The organism is Alsobacter sp. R-9 (assembly GCF_054612375.1).
Genome location: NZ_JBTSWJ010000002.1, coordinates 226379 through 242906 on the forward strand (window position 1 = coordinate 226379; position 16528 = coordinate 242906).

Sequence of the window (16528 nt, forward strand, 5' to 3'; positions counted from 1 at the left end):
GGGCGTCAGCGCTGCGTCAGGGAAGCGTCAGCGTCCCGTCAGCGGGGACGCACGGAAAGGCGTGCACAGCCCGTGCCCCGGGCATGGCCGCGAACGGGAATCACGCGTAATCAGGGGCATGGCCCGTCCATTCCTCGGCGTCGAACGCTCCCTGACCGGTCGCCTCTGGCGCGACCGGCTGGACGACGCCGCGCGCGCACAGGCACTGGCCATGGTCCAGGCGCACGGCCTCGACGACGTCGTGGCCCGTGTCCTGGCGGCCCGGGGCGTCCCCGCCGACGCGGCGGAAGCCTTCCTCGACCCGCGCCTGCGCTCCCTGCTGCCCGAACCCTTCTCGCTCGTCACGATGGAGGCCGCCGTCGCCCGTCTGGCCGACGCAGTGGAGCGGCGGGAGACGGTCGCCGTGTTCGGCGACTACGACGTCGACGGGGCCTGTTCCGCCGCGCTGCTCGCCGGCTACCTCGACCGCTGCGGCGTGCCGCGCCTTCTTCACATCCCGGATCGTCTCGTCGAGGGCTACGGCCCCACCGTCGATGCCGTGCGGGCACTCGCCGTGCGAGGCGCGACCCTGCTCGTGACCGTGGACTGCGGCACCAGCAGCCACGAGCCCTTCGCCGAGGCGGCGCGGCTCGGCCTCGACGTCGTCGTGCTCGATCACCACCAGGCGCCGGAGCACCTGCCTGCGCACGTCGTCGCGCTGGTGAACCCCAACCGGCAGGACGACCTGTCCGGCCTCACCGCGCTGTGCGCGGCGGGCGTCGTCTTCGTGACGCTGGTTGCGCTCAATCGCGAGTTGCGGAAGCGCGGCTTCTGGAGCGGCCGGGAGGAGCCGGACCTCCTCGGCGAGCTGGACCTCGTGGCGCTGGCGACCGTTGCCGACGTGGTGCCTCTGGTCGGCCTGAACCGCGCCTTCGTGCGGCAGGGCCTCGCCGTCATGCGACGGCGGGGGAGGGTGGGACTGCGTGCCCTCGCCGACGTCGCCCGCCTCGACGGACCGCCGCGCCCCTACGACCTCGGCTTTCTTCTCGGCCCGCGCATCAACGCGGGCGGTCGGATCGGCGACGCGGCCCTCGGGGCCCGGTTGCTGCTGACGCAGGACGAGGTGGAGGCCGGCCGCATCGCGGTGGAGCTCGACCGGCTCAATGGCGAGCGGCAGGCGGCCGAGCAGGCCATGGTCGCTGAGGGCGAGGCGCTGGCGCTCGCCCAGCTCGGCCTCGACGAGGAGGGCGGGGCGGTCGCCGTGGTCGGATCGCGGGACTGGCATCCGGGCATCGTCGGCCTCGTCGCCTCGCGCCTCAAGGAGCGGTTCCAGCGACCTGTGTTCGCCCTCGCCCTGGGAGCGGACGGCCTCGCCACCGGCTCGGCGCGCTCGGTGCCCGGAGCCGACGTGGGCCGTGCCGTGGCGGCGGCTGTGGCGGGCGGGCTGGCGGTGAAGGGTGGCGGTCACGCGATGGCGGCCGGCGTCACGCTGGAAGCCCTCGGCATCGACCGCTTCCGTGCATTCATGGAGGACCGACTTTCGCAGGCCGTCACGGCCTATCGCGCCGACCGCGGCCTTGCGATCGACGCCGCCGTCACCGCCGCGGGCGCCAGGCGGGAGCTTCTCGAACGCATCGAGCAGGCGGGACCCTATGGCTCCGGGCACCCCGAACCGGTCTTCGTGATGGCCGCACACCGCCTTGTCGACGCCACCGAGGTCGGGCGGGGCCATGTGCGCGCCCGCCTGAAGGCCGGCGACGGGCAGGTGGTCGAGGGCATCGCCTTCCGCTGCGCCGACCAGCCGCTCGGCCGGGCCCTGCTCGAGTCGCGCGGCGAAACCATCCATGCCGCCGGCTCGCTCGCCATCAACCGTTGGAACGGCGGCGAGCGGGTGCAGCTCAGGATTCTGGACGTGGCGCGCCCGGACGCGTCCGGGCGCTGAGACGCTGGGCCTTCTGTTCCATCATGAAGATGGAGAAGCCGGCGCCGATGATGACCGCGGAACCGATGATGAGCCCCGGGCCCGGCACGTCGCGGAAGAAGAGCCAGCCGAGCAGCACGGCCCAGGCGATCTGCGTGTACTGGTAGGGCACGACGACCGCGGCGGGCGCAAGCTTCAGCGAACGGTTCACGCACATGTGGCCCAGCGCGGCGACGACGCCCAGCATGCCGAGCAGGACGAAGTCCATCGGTGTCGGCGTGATCCAGCCGAACGGCGCCACGACGGCGCCTGCGAGCAGGGCTGCCACCGTCTGCCACGTCACGAGCGTGGTGTCCGGGGTGCCGCGGAGCTTGCGGGTCGTGATCATCAGCAGGGCAAAGAAGAAGCTGCCCGCGACCGCCACCAGCGAGGGCAGCCCGAGCGTGGCCCCGGTAGGTCGCATGGCGATGATCACCCCCGCGAAGCCGAACAGGACGGCCGCCCACCGGCGCGCGTCGACCTTCTCGCCCAGCAGAGGGCCCGAAAGCGCGGTCACCCAGATCGGCCCCGCCAGATAGAACGTGACGACGTCCGCCAGCGGTAGGTACGCGACGGCCCAGTAGAAGGCGGCCACCTCCACGGTGGAGAACACGACACGCAGGAGTTGCAATCCCGGCCGCGGCGGCCGCGCCACCGTGGTGACACCCTGCCGCCAGATCATCGGCGCCAGCATCACCATGGCGAACAGCGAGCGGATGAGCAGCACCTGGCCGACGGTGTAGGTGGCGACCAGCCACTTCCCCATGACGTCGTTGACGACGAACAGGAAGATGCCCAGCAGCATCATGCCGATGCCCGCGAGCGCACCGCCCGTGAGCCCCCCCGTCGACACGGACGCCGGCGAGGCGTCCGTCGCGGAGGCAGGGCGGGCACTGTCGTCGGCGGCGCTCATGAGGGATCTTCGGCGTCGGAACTCGCGCCCACTCGCGGGCGCCATGCGGCGCCGGTCTCATAGACGGATTCCGGACCCGGCGCGAGTGGCGAAGGGGGCCTTCGCGCCTGGGAAGCCGCCCCGGGAAGGTTCGTACCGTTCCGCCACGATCGGCCCTTGTCGCCCCCGTTGAAGCCTCGTATAAGCCGCTCGCGCTGCGCCCTTCGTCTAGCGGTCCAGGACGTCGCCCTTTCACGGCGAAAACACGGGTTCGAGTCCCGTAGGGCGCGCCAGCAACTCACTGAAATTTCTGCGCTTTTCAGAAACACCCCGAAAACTCGTCCACTATTCGTCTATTATCCGCTGTTCCGGAAACGGCCGGGCGAGAGGGCGCGATTCCTTTCTCCGCATCGTCATGGGTGGCGGTGCCAGCGGGGAAATCCCCACCGGTAAAGCGGACCTACGTCGCCGAGCGTTCCGAAATTCCTTTTCGGAACGCGGTCCGCCGATGCCCGTTAGGGGGCCGGCTTCCGGAGCCTGACTCCCGCTCCGCGCCATTCTCGGGGAGGAACTCGATCCGGCAGCCTGGAGCCGGCGGCGACACGGGCGCCTCAGTTCTTCGCTGCCTGTTGGGCTTCGCGTTCGATCGCAGCGATGAGTTCGGCAATAAGAGTTTCTTCAAAGCTCCGGAGAAATCGCTTTGTGAGGTCTGGCCGTGCCTCCGGAGGCAGCGCAGCGATGAACCGAGCCGCGACGACCGCCAAAGCGTCGACCGTCTCGCCCACATCAACCTGCAGAGTGCTCGAGCTCTGAGCGTCGTTCCGAGTGACGAAATGGGTGACCACTGCGTCAACAAGATCGTCGGGAAGCGTCTGCATCGCACCGTCCCACCGAAAGGCCGCCGCTTGGTAGCACCCTGCGACAAGTTGGCATAGTTCAGACACAACCCGGCCGTTGTGCGAAGGGTGCAGCGGGACGGTGCTGGCCGTATTCACGCAAGCCTGTAGAGATCGGCCGGCCTTAGGGCGTGTGGTCGAGTATCCCCCCAGCCGCGCCATTGAAATTAATCGGGGGAACGGAACTCCGCACGCGGGAGACGCGTTTTTTCGGTGCTCTTGCGAACGTATGCCTCCTCTGCCCGGCCATGCTGTGTGCCATCAGCGGCCGGGTTTTTTTTGCCCGACGCGGCCAGGTGATCCGATGCAAGGCGGCTCTGGGGCCGTTTTTAGATTAGATCGTCAGAACGAACCGGCCTAGAGTCGCAAGCGCTAGAGCTCCGACCATAAGCCTCAGACTCCAGGCAAGAACGCTCGGTTCCTCGAGCACGACCATGCCCTCCGACGGATGCAACGAGGCCACCTTAGGCGGCCAACGTTGCGAAAGAGTCAGCAAGCCAAAGCTAGGCCATTCGGGAGAGCGGTGGCCGGTGGCGCGCCATAACCGGCCGGGTGCTCGACGTTCCTAGGACGATGGGCCGCGTAATCGACGCCGAACATGCTCAAGGATTGGGCATTCCGGTTTATGAATTATGAATAAGAGCGACATTGGTATTTGTGCGTACGCCACGCGCCTCGGTCGTCCACTAGGTCAAGCCTTAAACGCCAGCAAAAAAGAAGGCTAACGCCGCAATCCAGACGGCGACGGTCACCAACCTGATAGCCCACGTAAGCGCGTCCGCTTCTTGCCTCACCGTAAGTTCTCTGTCTTGTGGCCGCGATGTTTGCTCTTACGCCTGACCGCGTTTCAATTGCGTTAGACCCGAGGCTATGAAGTCGGCTTGCGCGGCGTCCGCACGCACACGCACCGGCCGACCCTCAAGACCTCGTCGCCGGCGGCGATCAAAGGGTCGACGACGTTGTCGGGGTCGCGGATTAGGTGGAGAGGTCCCGGCAACCTCGCCTCAAGGTCGGCATACCGGATCTCGTTCACGCGCTCCCACCAATCGGCCGTCGCGTCGTCGCCGCCCCATCGTTCGACGAAAAGCCGAATGTCGACGTCGCTATCGGGACGGTGATCCCCGCGGACCCGGCTCCCGAACAGATAGACCCCATCTACGCCGGGCGCCGGCGCGATCCAATCGTCGAGGATCCTGGCGAGCTCGAGGAGCGTCACGGGGCGCCGCCGGGCTTCCGGAGCCGCACGCCGACACCTTCGCCGTTCTCCGGTAGGAAGATGACGCCGGCAGCCTCGAGGGCGGCGGCGATGGCCGCTCGCGCCTTTCGGCTCGCGCCAACCTCGTGCTCGCGCTCGACGCGGCGGAGGGTGATGACGGACACGGCGGCGCGCTCCGCCAGATCCTCCGGCGAAAGGTCTAGCAAATGCCTGGCGGCTCTCAGTTGAGCCGCCGTCGGGAGAAACCGACTTGCCTCGCCGTCACTTTCCTGCATTGATCGAAAACGTTCAAAGACGGCCGAAGGCCGCACCGCATCAACGAAATTCCCGAGCAACCATGCGCGGATTCGACCGTCCGCGCCATCGGCGGAGCTTTGCCATGAACACGAAGACTCTCGACGACCTCGCCGGGCAACACGAACGGCGCGTCGACGCCGCCGTCGCCGAACTCCTCCCCAGAATCCCCGGCCTCCCGCCCCGCACGGTCCGTCGGCTGGTCGCGCGGGCGATCGCCGCCGCCGACCGGGCCGAGGCGCCCCTCGAGGTTCGGACCCGCTTGGCCGCGCTCGAGCGCGAGCGGGAGGTCGTCGTCGAGCACGCCGAGGCTCGGAGCGGCCGGAGCGGCCTGACGCTGTTCGGCGCCGTCGCCGAAATAGTAGCGCATCCGATCTTCCCGTTCTCCGCGGGCAGTGAGCGAGAGCTCCTCTTTTGCCAGTCAGAACCTTGATGCTTGAAGGGATCAGAGGGCTAAGATACTGTTAACGCCAGAAAATTTCCGATTAAGTCATCGTGATCGGGATAACGCCTCGCCCTCGGGATAGTCCGCCGATGTTGTCTCGCCTACGCCAGACGAACCGAGCGCGGGTCGAGTTCGCCCACCCCCACGTGACGCGCACGGTTGCTGCCCGGTCATCGGCGACCACCGGGAAACGATCAGACCGAGCGCCCCGCCAACGATGCCGGAGGCCGCTCGCCTTGGTCGGTCAGGAACGTGCTAGGCCGGTGTCGCGACCGCCGTGATGTGCGGCGCAAGCACCGAGGCGAGGGCGAGGTACGCTGTCCGCGCCCGTGCGACTTGCTCCGCGGTCGGCCCGTCGAAACCGAACTCCCGTCGGAGTTGCGCCGCGGCGACGAGCGCCTTGAGGCGTGCGATCGCCGCCTCCTCGGTTTCGGAATGCTCGGCCGCCAGCGCCACGAGGGCGGCCGCGATGACGTCGGGCGTGGCGCGGGACACGCCGGCGGCGACCGACGCCAGGGCGAGGCGTTCGAGCGTCGCGTCATCGGCCATGACGGGCCTCCTCGTGTGGCGCCAGGATCGCCCGTGCCAAAGTGGTGGCCGTTGCGATCAAGAGATCGTCGGCGTCGGTCGGCGGCGTCTCTCCGCACGCCAGCACGAAGTCCAGGGCGGCGGCCTTCGCGGCGACAGAGTCGCCTCGGGACAACGCGTCGTTGATCTTCTCCTCGACCTCGGGCGGGAGTCGGTCGTTCATCTTTTCACCTCGAACGTGATGCGGGACACGATGGCGCGGTCGGCCTCGCCGCTGATGACGTTGACCGTGCAGGGCTCGCCGACGGTGAGGTCGTCGATCGTGCGCCCCGCGCGCTCGATCGCCGCTAACGGCACCGAGAGACCCCAGGCCGAGCCGACGTCGACGAACACGCGGCCGTTCACCTGGTCGACGATGGAGAGCTTGCCGCGGCGCTTCATTTGCGCCCCGCGGGCCAGGCGCGCAGCACGGCGAGCAAGCCGTCGCGGCCGTCGCCGATCTCGCAATAGAGCTCCTCGCCTTCCTTGAGCTCCTCGAAGGTGATCCCCTCGAGCTTCGACGAGTGCAGGAACACGCCGCGCCGGTGTTCGTCGTTCGTTACGAACGCGAAACCTCGGTTGCGCTGGATCCTGGCCACGCGTGCCAACGTGCGCTCGGTCACGGGCATGGCTTCACCCTCGGCAGAGCGCGGACAAGGTCGCGGACGGCGTCGAGGAGCCGGAGGCCGGCGGGGGACACCTCGAGCGGCGGATCGCCGCCTTGCGTGGCGCGGAGGGCGCCTAGCCGGAGGAACACGCGCTCGAGATGCGCCATGGCCTCGTGGCGGGTGCAGCCGGTCCGGCGCTGGTGATCGCGGATGCTCTTGGCGATGAGGAACTCGTTTATCGGCCAGTGCTGCCGGGCGAGGTCGACGAGGTGCGCAAGATCGAGCGGCGGAGGATTGTCGGGGAAACGGCTCGTCATGACGTCACTCCGCCACTGCCGGCCCGTCGGCGTGCAAGAGAGCGCGGACGTCCAGATGTTCGGGAAAGGCGACCCACTGGCCGCCGGCCTTGAGCGAGTCAACGATGGCAACGGCCTTCCGCTCCGCCGCGAGCGTCGCCTCGGCGATCGCGGCCAATTTCTTCGCCCGCGTCTGTTCGTCGAGGGCGGCGCCGTCGTCGGCCAGGTCCTCGATTTCGCGATCAAGCCGGGCGACGAGATCGTCGCGATAAAGCCAGGCGACGAGAGCGGTCGCGTCGGGGAGACGGCCGTAGGTCACGGCGCCGGAGCCGTTCGAGATTTCGCACCTCTCCTCGGGCCAGGTGATTTCGCCGTCGGGGATGTCGATCAACCGTCCGACGTCAGGGCGGCCGGCGTTGGCGAGCGCGTCGACCTCGGCCCGCATCCGCGCCTTGGCGTAAGACGACGGGACGGGCGCGCTCCGGATCTCGTGCCGATCGGCGCCGAGCTTCGCGATCTCCTCGAGGACCTTCGCGAGCGCGTCCGGCGTCGCCTTCGCGATCGTCACCGGCGCCGCGGCCGTCACACGGTCGGCGTGCGCCCGGATGTACCGCATCGCCTGCACCTCGGCCCGCATCGCGGCCTGATACCGTTCGTGCGCTTCCTCGGTCCTGGCGTTCAACCGGGCAAACTCTGCCTTCGCCGTCTCGACGCGCTTCTCTGCCGCGGCGAGGCGTTCCTCGTGCGAGACACCGGGTGACCACGACAAAGATCCGTCGGACTGCCGGACGGACTCCTTTCGGCCGCTGGCCTCCCGCAAGATCGTGAGGTCGCGCTCCGCGTCGCGGACTCGGACGCGCTGCGCTTCGCTCGCATCGCGGCGGACTTCCCAAATGCCTCGAGCCTCGTCGCGCTCGTCGAGCAAGACGCGGTAACGGTCTGCCACGGACACCGGCAACGCGCCCAGGGGATCCCCGACGTTGAAGATGCTGCGCCTCGGGGCGGACTCGACCCCGCCGCCGGCGTCGTCGCGGCTCGGCAAGGGAAAGCCCCACGCGTTCTTGAGGGAGGAGGTGATCCGCTTCATGCCGTTCTCCTGGTACTCGCGCCACCGGCCGCGGCGGAGGTCAAACCGAAACGGCCGGCGGCGCTTGCGGGCTTGCTCCCGAAACGCCGAGAGAGTCGCCCGACTCGCTGGCCACGAATACGGGGGGTTTCGTGGCCAACACGGCCCGCACCCGCCGCGCGCTGAGATCGGCGTCATGGGCGCGCAGTATCCGCCAAAAGATCCCCGCCGGCGTCCCAGCGCGCTCCGGCGGGGCCGCGTCGAGGTGGTGCTCCCGCCGCCATGCGGTCGACCGATACCGCGCCAAGCCGGCCGCGATCTGACGGGCCGCCTCGCTCAACGGGAGATCGGAGTAGTGACGATGGCGGACGACCCTCAAGAGCGCGTCACGGCCTGCAAGCGCGGCCCGCGTGGCCTGCCTCCGCCGCCCCGGCCCCGTCTGAACCCCGAACGCCGCGTCGAGCGTCGCAGCCCGGCCGGTACGCCAGGCATGGAGCGCCTCGGCGATCGCTTCCGCGTCGCCGGGCGCCAGCGGCTCCCCGACGGCGAGGGCGGTCTCGAGGCGGCGGAGGAGCTCGACGGTCACGAGGGCTTGCGCCTCGCCTTCGCGGCCGCGATCCCGGCCGCGTGTTTGTCAGCCTGCCGTTGCGCCTCGTCGGCGATTTCATTGCTCAGCCGACGGCATTCGTCCTCGACCCGCGCCCGCAACGCGAAATCGTGCCGCGCGATCCGAGCCGGGAGCGCGCCGAGACCTTCCACGAGTTTGCCGGCGATCGCGTCGACCGCGCCGAATGCCTCCTCGACGTCACAAACCCGGCCCTCGGCCTTCGCGACCCGCAACTCGATCTCCCTCGCTCGAGCGTCGGCCACGCGCGACGCGGCCGCCGTTTTCGTCACCTCTCGCGCCTCGCGCCGTAGGTGCTCGACGAACGCCGTCACACTGGCGGCCGTGTCGTACTGATTGCGGCTCACGGGCGGCGGGAGAACCCCGTCCGCCGCGAGCTTCTGGATGTAGCGCGGCGTCACGCCGAGGAGCTTCGCCAGGTCGCCAGACCCGAGCGTTTCCGCAATCTTGATCGCCATGCATCGTCTCCCTTTTGACAGACTTCTTTGCAAAATTGCGAAGCGAACAGGGAATCTGAATCCCCGAAATATGCTGATAGGCCGGGCCGTTAGGCTCCCCGCATTCTATTTGAACGCCAGGGTCCCTTGCGGCCCACGAGTTAGCCGGGGCGACGGCGTCGGCCAATCTTGCGTTTTTGCAAGACGCGCGGGCGCCGGTCATAGTCCGCCCTCGAGCCAACGAACCCGCGGCAGGGTGACGGCGCGGGTCGGGCGGGGCTTGTCGCCCCGATCGGGGTTCCGGACCCGTGCGCCCTTGTGGCAGAGGCCGGCGCGCCGGCGTGCCTGCCACGCCATGCTCACCACGGCGTCGGCGTCGCCGTCCGGCAGACGACGGCGGGCGATCCGCTTCATGCGACCCCACGCCTCCCGGTTCGTGAGGTTCGCCGTCTCCGCGACGAGCTCCGCCGCGAGGGCGGCGCGGAAGTCGTGAGCCGTGTCGATCGTCGTCATCGCGGGGACTCCTGTTTCGGTTCGTTCGGACAAAACCGGAGTCTGTCCCCGGTGGTGGTACTGGCCTGTCGAGCGCCGGACCGGAGGCGGCCAGATCGGAGCACGTTCCTAAGGCGGGGCCTATCGAGGGAGGTGACGAGGCGCCCGGCGGCGGCGGCGCGTGCGTCATCAAGACGGCGCCGACCGCCTCAAGCGGGAAAGGGAAATGGTCGGGGCGCGCCATCAACGCGCCATCGAGCGATTGATGGTGCGCCATCGCCATTACCCTTTAGGCGTCGGCTTGATGATGGCGCGCCTTTTTGCGCCATCGTGCGCCATCAATGCGCCATCAAAAATGAGGTGATGGCGCGGGGTCATGACGAGGTCCCCGGCCGCCTGTCGTTGTTCACGAACAGGCCCTTTCGCTCCTTCCGGCCTCCGTCCTTGTAAGGTCGGCTGACGAGGACCTCGTTCTTAATCCACTCGTCGACGATGCGCTTTGCCTGGGGCTCCTCGATCCCGAGCACCTCGGCCACGATCGTCGAGGCGCGACGGTTCGGGAGGGTCCTCGCCTCCATTGCGAAGCGCCAGCCGGTCGGGTTGCCGTCGTCGTCGATCTCGCCCCGCTCGATCGCGTCAAGCGCCCGGTTCAAGTCGCCGTAGCTATGGGCCGCGAACACGGTCGGCGGGGTCCACGGCACGAGGGCGCCGACCTCGTCGCCGGGGATTCCATCGCGGCCGTTCGGCAGGCTTATGGAGACCCGCCGGAGCCATCGGGCCTTGCCTGTGGTGAGAAACAGGTTCGCCTTTGCATCGTCGAACCGGACGAGGCGGGACCGGTCGTCCTCGTCGACTCCGAGCTTGCCGGCCTCCTCCCTTGTCATCGGAAACAGGGTGCAGACGACGCGCCCGACACCGATGAGCGAGCCGCCGCCGCGCATGGCGTCGGGATCGCCGGCCATGTCGCCGGCATATTTCCTCGTGTGGTGCACGAGGATGATCCCGGCGTTCGTCCGCTTGGCTACCTGGTCGCGCCAGGTCGTCCCGACCCATTTGACCTCGGAGTTCGAGTTCTCGTCGCCCTCGAAGGTCTCGGCGAAGGGGTCGACGACGAGAGCGTCGATCCGGTTAGCCTCGATCGTTTGGACCAGGGACTCGACGAGCGGAGTCCGCGTGATCGTCTTGGACTTCGGGTCGGCCTTCGCGATGACGATCCCGCCCTCGGTGAGCTCCGCCTGGTCGGGGAGCAACAACCATCCGACGAGGTCCGCTTGATCGACTCCCATGACCTCGCACGCCGCGGCCAGGCGCCGGCGTTGCTCGTCGAGGTCGTCCTCGGTGTTGATGACCAATACCCGATAGCGGCGCCGGGGAGTCCAGCCGCCCCACGGGATCCCGAGCGCCATCGCGATCGACCATTGCAGGGTCAAGAGCGACTTGCCCGCGCCAGGCGGCGCGGCGAAGAACGTCACGAGGCCGTGCAGGACGAGGCCGGGGACGATCCACGGCCGGACGGGGATCTCGGCGGGGTCGAAGGGGAACGCCGAGACGGTCCGGAACGGCGGGCGCGGCGTGGCCGCCGGCGCTTCCGCTCCGAACGGCGGCACGGGTTCCCACCGCTCAAGGAGTCCAGCTTGCTCGAGCGTCGCATCGAGGTCGGCGCCGGTGCTCATGCTAGGACCTCGTCATTCCAATCTGCCCCAGGACGGCGAGGCATCCGGACGGCCGCCTCTCGTCCGGCCTCGGCCCATCGGCGCGCGCATGTGCGTGCGGCCTTGAGGCCGGCCTCGTCGTGGTCGGCGAACAACGTCAGCGACTCGAGGCCGGGGAGGACGGGGAGGTTGGCGATCGCGCCGGCCGAGGTCGCGGCCCACACGGGGCGCCAGCCGATCTTCCGAACGGCGAGGGCGGTCTCGATCCCCTCGGCGACGCCGAGCCCCATCGTGACGGCCTCGTCGGGGTCGAGCTTCACCACGGCCCCGCCGGCGGCGCCGCGCATCCGCTTGCCGATCTTCCGGCCGTCCGGCGTCAACGCGGTGACGTGCACGGCCCGAGGCTCGTCGGTGAGGGCGTCCCGCATCAGGCCGACCATGGCCGGAACACGGACGACCTCGCCGGCGTCGTCGCGCCAGGGGACGCCAGGATGAAAGCGGAGCACCCCACGGGCGACGGCGGGGTCGAGCTCGAGGCGCCGGCCGGCGAGGTAGGCCTCAACGAGCGTCCCGGTCGGGGAGACGGCGGAGTCCCATAGCCGGAGAGCCTTCCGGATCCGCTCGGGCTCGTCCTCGTCCGCGGGCGCCGGCGCGGGGCGCGCTGGGCCGGGCGGGAGCCTGGCGGGGTCGCCGAGGAACTCCCGCGCCCAGGCGATCGCGCCCCGCGTATCTAGACCGAGCTCGAGCCGGATTAGGTCGAGGGCGTCGCCGTGTTCGCCGCCCTCGAAGTTGTGCCAGCGCCCGGCGTGCCGGCCGGTCAGGCCGACAACGAACGAGCCGCGCGATCCCCATGCAAGCCGCGAGCGGTCCGATGCTCCGCGGTTCGGCTCGCCGCGGAAGTGCCGGGCGAGCTCGGGGAGCCGCGCGGCCAGGCGTGGCGCCAGGTCGTCGATCGGGGACGGTCTCAATGGACACCTCCCGCCGACGGGAGCGAGACGAGCACGCGCGGAATGTCGGACGGCGACGGCACGTGCATTTCGAGGAAGGTGAACCACTCCGCCTGATGCTCGATCAGGGTGTCGACGATCAGGACGTTAGCGGCCCGGCCGGTGCCGGCGTTCGTCGCCGCTATGCCATAGGCCGCGCCGTAAACGTCGGTGTCGAGCCCGACCATGAGGAACACGCCGCTAGTGCAATGCAGGACCCGGCGGACGCTCGGCGCGTCGAAAGCGGCGGGACCTCGAGACCGGTCGCAGTCGTCGTGCAGTGTGACGATCGCCGATTTGCCGGCCGGAGCGCGGAAGCGACCTTGGCCGGGATAGACCTGGACGATCGCGCAACCGGCCCTTAAGGCGGCCAGCGCATAGGCAATGATTTGCGCGTCGGTGAACGGGTTGCCTTGGGACGTCATGACGCTCGACTCTCCGCAACGGCTCGGGCCGCGGCCCGGCTGGGGACTAGGGCGAGAACGAGGCCGTGCTCGTCCACGACGAGCACGCGCGGAGGCGGGGGTGGCGGTGCGGGCGGGGCCGGCCGCGGCAGGGGGAGAGGGACCGCGGCCGGCATGGCTTAGGCCTCGGCCTTGGCGCGGGCGTTGGCGGCCGCCTCGAGCGTGATGCCGACGCGGCACCACTGTTCGAGCGGGGAGCCACCGACCGGTTGGCCGGCTATGTTAGCCGCGAGGGTCGACGCCCAATCCCGGAGCGCCGTGAAATGCGAGTCGGGGATCTGGACTCCCGCCTCGTCATAGGCGTGCTGCATGAGGTCGTCGATTGCGTCGAGGAGGGCCTCGAGGTGCGCGCCGACGCGGACCGCGGCGAGGACGGACTCCCTCATGCCGGCCTCCCTTCGGGCGCCACGTGGTCCTGCCAGATCGCGGGGAGCGGCTTGGCCGGCCCCTGCGGGAGCGCGACGTTGGGCGGGAGCGGGAGAGAGTCCGGCGCGGGAGGCGGCGGGGAGGGTGCAATAAAGCCCCGCGCCCTAAGTTCAGCGAGCCGACGCCGGTTCGCGGTGAGGAGCGTCATGGCCTTCACGACGGCGTGCCTATCGCCGCGGCCGAAATCAAAAACCAGGTCCTCGAGCCGCGACCTCAAGACGTCTAGCGGCCCGCCCTCGCCGCGAAACGCTTCGTCGTCCCTTTCCCGCCGCTTGCGGGGGACTCGGGCGTAGTGGCCGATGAACTTGATTTCCCCAAAGGCATCGTCCAGCCGCTCGATCATCCGCGCAGCATGAAGGAATGCTTTTTCAAGGTCGGTTTGGTGGCGTTGTTTTGCGTTCATTGGATAGTCCTCGTTGCTGGTTGCACTTGCACCGGGCGCGCCGGCGCGGTAATCGAGGACCGCTTTCCACACGAGTCCTCGACGCGCCGCCCTCACGGGCGGCGTGTTTGCTTGATCAGGTGCTTTCGCGATGCCGGGCGACATAGTCGGCCAGGTCCGCCGGCGCGAGGCGGCGCGACCGGCCAAATCGAACCGAGCGGAGCTTGCCCGCGCGCATTTCAAGGTAGAGCTTGGCGCGCGAGATCCGGAGAAGTTGGCTCGCCTCGTCGATGGTATAGGCGAGCGGCTGCAACTGGCGGCCGGGGTCAATGGTGTCCATCAATCCTCCTTTGGCGGAGGCGTGGACGGCCGGCGGGGTTGCCTATGTCCACGCCGACGCCGCTAAGCGGTGGTCGGTGGACACTCATAATTCACACTAGAAATGGACTTGCATCAACGAAGTTGGGGTACCCCAGTTTCGGGTCAGTCGGGCTCGGCTTCGGCGTCGCCCCTGACGATCCGGAGTGTGCGCTCGTAGGCGGCGCGGAAACTACGGCCGCGCACTCCTAACAATGCTGTGGTCATCCTCGCAGCCGTCATCGCGTCCGCCCCTGCCGCGGTGTAGCGATCGAACTCCATGCGCAAGATGCCGTAAGCCTTTTCGGCCATGGCGTCGCTCGGCCGCTCCGGCCTCCGTCTCCACACCTCGTTGTCGTCAACCAAATCATGTTCCCAAATCGCGTTCCTGGCTTGGCCAAACCGATCATCATTTGTCATCATTTGAAGCATTAGCAATTCCGAGCTCAGTTCTTCATACGAAACCATGTGACGAACTTCTGCCAAAAGATCAGCGGCAAACACACCGCAAAAAAAACTCAAGATCATTACATGATCACGCGGCAGAAAATCGCCCGGAAGAGGTCCCGCCCATTCGGGAATAATAAGGTCGTTAAACGTATCCAGGCGCAGCGTCTTGTTGTGGTTCCAGACTGCCTCCGTCTCCTCAACGGTCGGCCACTTCTGCCCGTTCATTTTGCCACCCGCAGCGGCGCGACCGGCGCCGACGTCACGGGGATGACGGCCCGGGCCGCGAGCTCGTCGAGCGCGTCGACGATGAACGCCGCATAGTGCCTTTCGATCATCGCGGAGGAGGTGTCGTGCAGCGCGGCGACGAGGCGGACCGGGAGTTGCTCCCGTAGGCCTCGCACGATCGAGGAATGTCGCAGCGCGTAGGCCGTGACGTCGGCCGAGAACCCGGCCTCGGCGACGACCTCGGCGAAGGGGCGGAGGAGGTGCGAGGCCGCGGGGTGCCAAGGTCCGCGGCCGGTGATCTCCCACTTGAGCGGGCCGGCAGGTTTCTTGTGGATGCGCTCGAGGAGGACGTCGGTCCCGCGCCGCCGCGCCATGGCGGGGCGCAGGGCCTCGATGACGTCCGGCCCGACGGGGAAGGGAACGTGCGTCGTGCGCTTCGTGCCGCGGCCCTTGTGGGACGTCGGAACCATGATGCGGGAAGATGCTGTCTGGACGTCGGCGACGGTGAGCCGGCGGACTTGCGAGAACCGGGCGCCGGTCGCGGCCAGCACTATGATCAGGCGGGCGAGGTCGCCGTTCCATCCGTCCCGCTCGTCGACGCTCCATGCGGCCTCGACGAGCCGCCGAACCTCGGCATCCGACAAGACGATCTTGCGGGCCGGCGCGGCGATCGCCTCCTCGCTGTGGAACCCGTACCGGACGACGTTCCCGAAATCGCCGGGAAGGCGAGTCCGGTAGGTCCGCGCCGCCGCGTTAAGCGCGGCCTTGAGGTCACCGATGACGCGCCGGACGGTGGTCGGCGCCATGGTCGCCGGCAGGGCCGCGCGCCATGCCTCGATGGCGGCCTCGTCGAGCTTGGAGAGGGTGACGTCGGCGAGCGGGGCGGAGAGGACGTGCTTCTTGAGGCGGGACCGCGTGTCGCGCTTCAATGGGGCGCCCGGCTCGGCGCGCTGCCGCTCGCGAGCCTCGCGGCTGGCGACGTAGGTCTCGATGACGGACCGGACCGTCACCGGCGGGCCGGCCTTGCGGTCGGCCGCGTCCTTCCGGTTCGTCGCGACGATGACGCGCGCCTTGCGCTCGGCCTGGCGGAAGTCGAGGACGCCGTCGCCGTCGGCGGGGAGGTGGTCGTCGGCCGTGCCGACGGTCTCCTGGCGATAGACGCTGCCCTCGCGCCACCGGACGACCCACCGACCGCCGCGAGGCGCCGAGCGGTATCCGAGGTGAACGTCGGGGTCGATGCCGCGCCAATATGGCTTCGCGCGACGGGGGAGGGCGGCGCGAGCCGGGCGGGTCGTGATCGGCGCTTCGGATAGGATTCTTGCCATGCCTTCGCCCGCCAAACTTGTCCACTATTTGTCTATTATACCGGGGTGTACGGCCCTAGACAATCAAAGACGGGCATGGATCGCATCCAATAAAATCAACACGTTAGTGGATTGCCATAGACGGAGGTTATGGCAAATCGGGACACTTTCACGGCGAAAACACGGGTTCGAGTCCCGTAGGGCGCGCCAGCGGCTCCATCATTCCGTCTTGATCGCTCTTTCGCATCGGCCCGCTCTGGTCATCCGCACGGGGTCCGTTAACTATGACATTCAGATATGTCGTGGGTCCGGACCATGTCTCGTGGAACAGCCGTCTTCCGCATCGGGCTTGGCATCGTCGCGGGCCTCGTGTTCTGGGCTGTTGCCCTCGGTGCCACGCGACTGCTTGGCGGCATGGGGGCCCCGTTTCCCGTGTGGGCTGCCGCGGTCATAGGCCTCGGAACGGCGGCCCTCGTCCAGTAGGCCGAGATCTCCGATGCGCCAGATGA

Annotated in this window: 24 protein-coding genes and 1 tRNA gene; 4 read left to right on the plus strand and 21 right to left on the minus strand. The window is 68.6% G+C overall.

Features of this window, described 5'->3' with window-relative positions; all coding sequences use genetic code 11:
- Nucleotides 1–118: 118 nt before the first annotated feature.
- Entirely contained in the window at nucleotides 119–1921 is a 1803-nt protein-coding gene (recJ, locus tag ACX9GQ_RS03750) for a single-stranded-DNA-specific exonuclease RecJ (protein WP_459628201.1), read from the plus strand.
- On the opposite strand, the gene ACX9GQ_RS03755 is transcribed toward recJ, so the two are convergent.
- Nucleotides 1878–2852, minus strand: coding sequence for a DMT family transporter (locus tag ACX9GQ_RS03755; protein ID WP_459628202.1), 975 nt, complete (start codon nucleotides 2850–2852; stop codon nucleotides 1878–1880). The genes recJ and ACX9GQ_RS03755 overlap by 44 nt on opposite strands.
- 196 nt (nucleotides 2853–3048) lie before the next feature.
- Between ACX9GQ_RS03755 and ACX9GQ_RS03760 the strand changes: the two genes are divergently transcribed.
- Nucleotides 3049–3124, plus strand: a tRNA-Glu gene (locus tag ACX9GQ_RS03760).
- 318 nt (nucleotides 3125–3442) lie between these two features.
- Here ACX9GQ_RS03760 and ACX9GQ_RS03765 read toward each other — a convergent pair.
- The 3 genes from ACX9GQ_RS03765 to ACX9GQ_RS03775 all read right to left on the minus strand — a co-directional run bounded on the left by ACX9GQ_RS03765 (nucleotide 3443) and on the right by ACX9GQ_RS03775 (nucleotide 5107).
- The gene (locus ACX9GQ_RS03765) at nucleotides 3443–3709 is read right to left on the minus strand and encodes a hypothetical protein (protein WP_459628203.1); all 267 of its coding nucleotides are present in this window, start codon (nucleotides 3707–3709) and stop codon (nucleotides 3443–3445) included.
- Between the two features lie 886 nt (nucleotides 3710–4595).
- Nucleotides 4596–4943 carry a nucleotidyltransferase domain-containing protein gene (locus tag ACX9GQ_RS03770; protein WP_459628204.1) on the minus strand — a complete coding sequence of 116 codons (348 nt, stop codon included), beginning with the start codon at nucleotides 4941–4943 and terminating at the stop codon, nucleotides 4596–4598.
- A complete protein-coding gene (locus ACX9GQ_RS03775) occupies nucleotides 4940–5107 on the minus strand; it encodes a hypothetical protein (RefSeq protein ID WP_459628205.1) in 168 nt (55 codons plus the stop codon). Before ACX9GQ_RS03775 ends, ACX9GQ_RS03770 begins: the two co-directional genes overlap by 4 nt.
- Before the next feature lie 215 nt (nucleotides 5108–5322).
- Here ACX9GQ_RS03775 and ACX9GQ_RS03780 point away from each other — a divergent pair, with 215 nt between their 5' ends.
- A complete protein-coding gene (locus tag ACX9GQ_RS03780; RefSeq protein ID WP_459628206.1) occupies nucleotides 5323–5670 on the plus strand; it encodes a hypothetical protein in 348 nt (115 codons plus the stop codon).
- A 267-nt stretch (nucleotides 5671–5937) separates the two neighbouring features.
- On the opposite strand, the gene ACX9GQ_RS03785 is transcribed toward ACX9GQ_RS03780, so the two are convergent.
- From ACX9GQ_RS03785 to ACX9GQ_RS03865, 17 genes are all read right to left on the minus strand, one after another.
- The gene (locus tag ACX9GQ_RS03785; RefSeq protein WP_459628207.1) at nucleotides 5938–6231 is read right to left on the minus strand and encodes a hypothetical protein; all 294 of its coding nucleotides are present in this window, start codon (nucleotides 6229–6231) and stop codon (nucleotides 5938–5940) included.
- Nucleotides 6221–6433, minus strand: a complete 213-nt coding sequence (locus ACX9GQ_RS03790) for a hypothetical protein (RefSeq protein ID WP_459628208.1) — start codon at nucleotides 6431–6433, stop codon at nucleotides 6221–6223. Before ACX9GQ_RS03790 ends, ACX9GQ_RS03785 begins: the two co-directional genes overlap by 11 nt.
- Nucleotides 6430–6651 (minus strand): hypothetical protein, encoded by a 222-nt coding sequence (locus ACX9GQ_RS03795; protein ID WP_459628209.1) that lies wholly within the window; start codon nucleotides 6649–6651, stop codon nucleotides 6430–6432. Before ACX9GQ_RS03795 ends, ACX9GQ_RS03790 begins: the two co-directional genes overlap by 4 nt.
- The gene (locus ACX9GQ_RS03800; protein ID WP_459628210.1) at nucleotides 6648–6878 is read right to left on the minus strand and encodes a cold-shock protein; all 231 of its coding nucleotides are present in this window, start codon (nucleotides 6876–6878) and stop codon (nucleotides 6648–6650) included. The genes ACX9GQ_RS03795 and ACX9GQ_RS03800 overlap by 4 nt, the downstream gene beginning before the upstream one ends.
- Entirely contained in the window at nucleotides 6869–7174 is a 306-nt protein-coding gene (locus ACX9GQ_RS03805; protein ID WP_459628211.1) for a hypothetical protein, read from the minus strand. Before ACX9GQ_RS03805 ends, ACX9GQ_RS03800 begins: the two co-directional genes overlap by 10 nt.
- A 4-nt stretch (nucleotides 7175–7178) precedes the next feature.
- Nucleotides 7179–8240, minus strand: a complete 1062-nt coding sequence (locus ACX9GQ_RS03810; protein ID WP_459628212.1) for a hypothetical protein — start codon at nucleotides 8238–8240, stop codon at nucleotides 7179–7181.
- A gap of 40 nt (nucleotides 8241–8280) precedes the next feature.
- A complete protein-coding gene (locus tag ACX9GQ_RS03815; RefSeq protein WP_459628213.1) occupies nucleotides 8281–8805 on the minus strand; it encodes a hypothetical protein in 525 nt (174 codons plus the stop codon).
- Nucleotides 8802–9302, minus strand: coding sequence for a hypothetical protein (locus ACX9GQ_RS03820; protein ID WP_459628214.1), 501 nt, complete (start codon nucleotides 9300–9302; stop codon nucleotides 8802–8804). Before ACX9GQ_RS03820 ends, ACX9GQ_RS03815 begins: the two co-directional genes overlap by 4 nt.
- A 198-nt stretch (nucleotides 9303–9500) precedes the next feature.
- On the minus strand, nucleotides 9501–9794 hold the full coding sequence (locus ACX9GQ_RS03825; protein WP_459628215.1) for a hypothetical protein: 294 nt from the start codon (nucleotides 9792–9794) through the stop codon (nucleotides 9501–9503).
- A gap of 353 nt (nucleotides 9795–10147) precedes the next feature.
- Nucleotides 10148–11446, minus strand: coding sequence for an AAA family ATPase (locus tag ACX9GQ_RS03830; RefSeq protein ID WP_459628216.1), 1299 nt, complete (start codon nucleotides 11444–11446; stop codon nucleotides 10148–10150).
- On the minus strand, nucleotides 11443–12393 hold the full coding sequence (locus ACX9GQ_RS03835) for a DUF7146 domain-containing protein (RefSeq protein WP_459628217.1): 951 nt from the start codon (nucleotides 12391–12393) through the stop codon (nucleotides 11443–11445). Before ACX9GQ_RS03835 ends, ACX9GQ_RS03830 begins: the two co-directional genes overlap by 4 nt.
- Nucleotides 12390–12836 carry a hypothetical protein gene (locus tag ACX9GQ_RS03840; RefSeq protein ID WP_459628218.1) on the minus strand — a complete coding sequence of 149 codons (447 nt, stop codon included), beginning with the start codon at nucleotides 12834–12836 and terminating at the stop codon, nucleotides 12390–12392. The genes ACX9GQ_RS03835 and ACX9GQ_RS03840 overlap by 4 nt, the downstream gene beginning before the upstream one ends.
- 158 nt (nucleotides 12837–12994) lie before the next feature.
- Nucleotides 12995–13261, minus strand: coding sequence for a hypothetical protein (locus tag ACX9GQ_RS03845; protein ID WP_459628219.1), 267 nt, complete (start codon nucleotides 13259–13261; stop codon nucleotides 12995–12997).
- Nucleotides 13258–13848, minus strand: a complete 591-nt coding sequence (locus ACX9GQ_RS03850; protein ID WP_459628220.1) for a hypothetical protein — start codon at nucleotides 13846–13848, stop codon at nucleotides 13258–13260. Before ACX9GQ_RS03850 ends, ACX9GQ_RS03845 begins: the two co-directional genes overlap by 4 nt.
- Entirely contained in the window at nucleotides 13820–14023 is a 204-nt protein-coding gene (locus ACX9GQ_RS03855) for a helix-turn-helix domain-containing protein (protein WP_459628221.1), read from the minus strand. The genes ACX9GQ_RS03850 and ACX9GQ_RS03855 overlap by 29 nt, the downstream gene beginning before the upstream one ends.
- A 143-nt stretch (nucleotides 14024–14166) precedes the next feature.
- Entirely contained in the window at nucleotides 14167–14715 is a 549-nt protein-coding gene (locus ACX9GQ_RS03860; protein ID WP_459628222.1) for a hypothetical protein, read from the minus strand.
- A complete protein-coding gene (locus tag ACX9GQ_RS03865; RefSeq protein WP_459628223.1) occupies nucleotides 14712–16040 on the minus strand; it encodes a tyrosine-type recombinase/integrase in 1329 nt (442 codons plus the stop codon). The genes ACX9GQ_RS03860 and ACX9GQ_RS03865 overlap by 4 nt, the downstream gene beginning before the upstream one ends.
- Before the next feature lie 294 nt (nucleotides 16041–16334).
- On the opposite strand from ACX9GQ_RS03865, the gene ACX9GQ_RS03870 reads away from it, so the two are divergent.
- Nucleotides 16335–16502 (plus strand): hypothetical protein, encoded by a 168-nt coding sequence (locus ACX9GQ_RS03870; protein ID WP_459628224.1) that lies wholly within the window; start codon nucleotides 16335–16337, stop codon nucleotides 16500–16502.
- Nucleotides 16503–16528: the final 26 nt, after the last annotated feature.

Bases quoted from the DNA above. Each gene is read 5' to 3' on its own strand.
- ACX9GQ_RS03755 (WP_459628202.1), bottom strand. From the start codon at position 2,852: ATGAGCGCCGCCGACGACAGTGCCCGCCCTGCCTCCGCGACGGACGCC.
- ACX9GQ_RS03845 (WP_459628219.1), bottom strand. From the start codon at position 13,261: ATGAGGGAGTCCGTCCTCGCCGCGGTCCGCGTCGGCGCGCACCTCGAG.
- ACX9GQ_RS03790 (WP_459628208.1), bottom strand. From the start codon at position 6,433: ATGAACGACCGACTCCCGCCCGAGGTCGAGGAGAAGATCAACGACGCG.
- ACX9GQ_RS03810 (WP_459628212.1), bottom strand. From the start codon at position 8,240: ATGAAGCGGATCACCTCCTCCCTCAAGAACGCGTGGGGCTTTCCCTTG.
- ACX9GQ_RS03800 (WP_459628210.1), bottom strand. From the start codon at position 6,878: ATGCCCGTGACCGAGCGCACGTTGGCACGCGTGGCCAGGATCCAGCGC.
- ACX9GQ_RS03855 (WP_459628221.1), bottom strand. From the start codon at position 14,023: ATGGACACCATTGACCCCGGCCGCCAGTTGCAGCCGCTCGCCTATACC.
- ACX9GQ_RS03780 (WP_459628206.1), top strand. From the start codon at position 5,323: ATGAACACGAAGACTCTCGACGACCTCGCCGGGCAACACGAACGGCGC.
- ACX9GQ_RS03825 (WP_459628215.1), bottom strand. From the start codon at position 9,794: ATGACGACGATCGACACGGCTCACGACTTCCGCGCCGCCCTCGCGGCG.
- ACX9GQ_RS03795 (WP_459628209.1), bottom strand. From the start codon at position 6,651: ATGAAGCGCCGCGGCAAGCTCTCCATCGTCGACCAGGTGAACGGCCGC.
- ACX9GQ_RS03820 (WP_459628214.1), bottom strand. From the start codon at position 9,302: ATGGCGATCAAGATTGCGGAAACGCTCGGGTCTGGCGACCTGGCGAAG.
- ACX9GQ_RS03865 (WP_459628223.1), bottom strand. From the start codon at position 16,040: ATGGCAAGAATCCTATCCGAAGCGCCGATCACGACCCGCCCGGCTCGC.
- ACX9GQ_RS03830 (WP_459628216.1), bottom strand. From the start codon at position 11,446: ATGAGCACCGGCGCCGACCTCGATGCGACGCTCGAGCAAGCTGGACTC.
- ACX9GQ_RS03850 (WP_459628220.1), bottom strand. From the start codon at position 13,848: ATGTCGCCCGGCATCGCGAAAGCACCTGATCAAGCAAACACGCCGCCC.
- recJ (WP_459628201.1), top strand. From the start codon at position 119: ATGGCCCGTCCATTCCTCGGCGTCGAACGCTCCCTGACCGGTCGCCTC.
- ACX9GQ_RS03785 (WP_459628207.1), bottom strand. From the start codon at position 6,231: ATGGCCGATGACGCGACGCTCGAACGCCTCGCCCTGGCGTCGGTCGCC.
- ACX9GQ_RS03860 (WP_459628222.1), bottom strand. From the start codon at position 14,715: ATGAACGGGCAGAAGTGGCCGACCGTTGAGGAGACGGAGGCAGTCTGG.
- ACX9GQ_RS03765 (WP_459628203.1), bottom strand. From the start codon at position 3,709: ATGCAGACGCTTCCCGACGATCTTGTTGACGCAGTGGTCACCCATTTC.
- ACX9GQ_RS03870 (WP_459628224.1), top strand. From the start codon at position 16,335: ATGTCTCGTGGAACAGCCGTCTTCCGCATCGGGCTTGGCATCGTCGCG.
- ACX9GQ_RS03805 (WP_459628211.1), bottom strand. From the start codon at position 7,174: ATGACGAGCCGTTTCCCCGACAATCCTCCGCCGCTCGATCTTGCGCAC.
- ACX9GQ_RS03840 (WP_459628218.1), bottom strand. From the start codon at position 12,836: ATGACGTCCCAAGGCAACCCGTTCACCGACGCGCAAATCATTGCCTAT.